General features: G+C 43.6%; 2 protein-coding genes. Both read right to left on the bottom strand.

What is annotated here, in order from left to right; translation table 11 throughout:
- Positions 1 to 53: 53 nt before the first annotated feature.
- The gene (gene istB, locus EV213_RS20485) at positions 54 to 806 is read right to left on the bottom strand and encodes an IS21-like element helper ATPase IstB (RefSeq protein ID WP_133582429.1); all 753 of its coding nucleotides are present in this window, start codon (positions 804 to 806) and stop codon (positions 54 to 56) included.
- On the bottom strand, positions 803 to 2,317 hold the full coding sequence (gene istA, locus EV213_RS20490) for an IS21 family transposase (protein ID WP_424923089.1): 1,515 nt from the start codon (positions 2,315 to 2,317) through the stop codon (positions 803 to 805). Before istA ends, istB begins: the two co-directional genes overlap by 4 nt.
- Positions 2,318 to 2,443 lie beyond the last annotated feature (126 nt).

The raw sequence follows: 2,443 nt of genomic DNA on the forward strand, positions 1-2,443 counted from the left end.
TGTAACCGTCAACCCCAATTGGACATTTTTTGCTCATTAACGATGAACACTTTTTAGTCTTTAAATATCTTCTGCTGATGCTTTAATCGATGACTCTCATTGTTCATGTGGATGACCTCCACTCGATGCAGTAGACGGTCCAATATGGCTGTCATCATTCCTTGGTTACCGACGATCTCTGTCCATTCCTCAGGGCTGCGATTAGACGTTAAAATCAGCGAGCACTGTTCATATAGTTGATGAATCAGTTGAAAAAAGAACGTGGCTTCGCGCTGATCCAATGCCATATACATCACGTCATCGATGATGACCAGATCGGATGCTCGCAAGCGCTTCAGCTGGACCTTGGACTTATGTACATATTCCTCAGTCTTCAATAACTGAATCAACTCTCCCATTGTTACGAAATACACTTGAAATCCCTTATGGATCGCCTCAATGCCTAATCCGACCGAGAGTAATGTTTTCCCCGCCCCTGGCGGGCCAAGCAATATAAGATTATAGTTCTGTTCCAACCATTCATATTCGCGCAATTGATTTAACTGCCGTTCCGTGATCGCTGCCTGTTCCTCCAATTGAAACATTTGTATCGGTTTATGATACGGGAATCGAGCCCAATTTAAACGCTTCTCAATGCTCTTTTCTTCACGCTTTCTTAGCTCTAATGTCGTTAGCTGTTCTATGAACTCCAGATAGGTCCAAGAAGTCTGTTCTGCTTTGCGGAGGAGTTCTGGGAACCCATCCGCAGTCTCGGCTAGCCTTAGCTGTCGGAATGCCTGTTGAATTTCAGAGACGCTCTTACTCATGACGTTTTTCCTCCCATCAGTTGGAGGTATTCCGTCATATCTCTTGTTTGGATTGGAATATCGACTGGTTTTGTAATAGCCTCTTCGGTTCTTGTGGCAACCTCGACAGTTGATCGTTTCAAAAAGTCGACGACATCGCGAAAAGCATTGGCGCTATATAAGTTTTCACACACACATTTCTCAAGCGCATGATCGATCCATTCAGGACTTTCTTGCGTCACTTTCTTAATCAACGAGAACTGTTCACGACGATAACGGCCGTAGGTCGCGCTTATCTTATCTATGTAGTATTCCGCCAGGTTATGGGCGAGAAGAGTAATCACTTCTTGTTTTAAGTGATTGAGTGACTTGGAACGCTCATGAGAATGATTGCTGTTTTTGATCAACTTTCCTTTTTCCCGAGAAAGAATATGGTCCGCAATGACTTCCCCTGTAGAAGGGTCACAGATCTTTAGTGACTGATCCGTGATATGTAAGCGGACGATCGCTTGCTTGGCGTATGTTCCAATCGGCACTGAGTAACGATTCGATTGATAATGCACAGTGTTGTCCTTGTGGACGTTCCTTGGTATACTTTCAGTATGGCTTTCTGAAGAAAGTGTGTGAGAGATCGTTCGTAAGTGTTGCTTTTCTAGGAGAAACACTTCGAAAGGTCTCTTTTTTATTGTGTTGTGTACCTTATAGTTTCCTGTGCGTTCTAGCCATTTGAGGCTTCGTTCATTCCAGTCTTCCAACGATGAAAACACACGGTTTCTCGCGAAGTTGTTCTTCACGTATTTTACGACATTCTCTACCTTCCCTTTAGACTCAGGGTCTGCCTTCCTGCATAGATACACTCGGAACTTTCGTTGGTGGGTATATCGTTCGAACGCAGACGTCAAGATCAAGTCTCCCGCATTTTCACTCACCGCAATTAGATTGTCCTGATCATAGACGATCTCTTCTGGTATCCCCTCAAAGTATTGGAATGCTTGTTCATGGCATCGGATGGCATCTTCCGTTGTAAAAGGGCGGTCTTGCCACCATGTATATTTTTGACGTGAGTGCGCTAGGACGAACACGATGACATATAATCGTACCTCTTTTCCATGCACCGTTTTTTGGATGGTCTGCCCCCAGTCGACTTGTAGCTGTTTTCCAGGTGGTAGTTCGTTCACAGACTCATAGTCCCGTGATACTTCCGTCTTCTCAATTTGATACAGCTCGCGTATTTCATTGACATATCGGCGCACTGTGCTCTCTCCGACCTGAATTTTTGGGAACTTCTCCTGGAGCCAATCATATACTTGCGCTCCACTCAAGGAAGGGAATTCTTTCAACCAGTTGATGATCCAATCTCGATAGGGATCTAATTTCTTCTTACGATCGTTCTGACCGAATTCGTCCACCGCCTCTTCAAACGTCATTTCTAAATATTTGTAGACAGTGGTTCGAGAGATCCTCAACCTTTTCGCGATTTGAGACACCTTTAATCTTTGATTCCTCAATTGATGAACTTCTAAAAATACCATTAGCTTTTCCTCCATGAACTTCCTCCTACAAGCTGATAGAATCAGTTTACAGGAGAGAATGATTTTTGGTGAAAAAGTGTTCAATGGAAACGAGCAAAAACTGTTCACTTTATTTTAGCAGTTACA

The sequence above is a fragment of the Aureibacillus halotolerans genome (assembly GCF_004363045.1).
Taxonomy (GTDB): domain Bacteria; phylum Bacillota; class Bacilli; order Bacillales; family DSM-28697; genus Aureibacillus; species Aureibacillus halotolerans.

Bases quoted from the DNA above. Each gene is read 5' to 3' on its own strand.
- istB (WP_133582429.1), bottom strand. From the start codon at position 806: ATGAGTAAGAGCGTCTCTGAAATTCAACAGGCATTCCGACAGCTAAGG.
- istA (WP_424923089.1), bottom strand. From the start codon at position 2,317: ATGGTATTTTTAGAAGTTCATCAATTGAGGAATCAAAGATTAAAGGTG.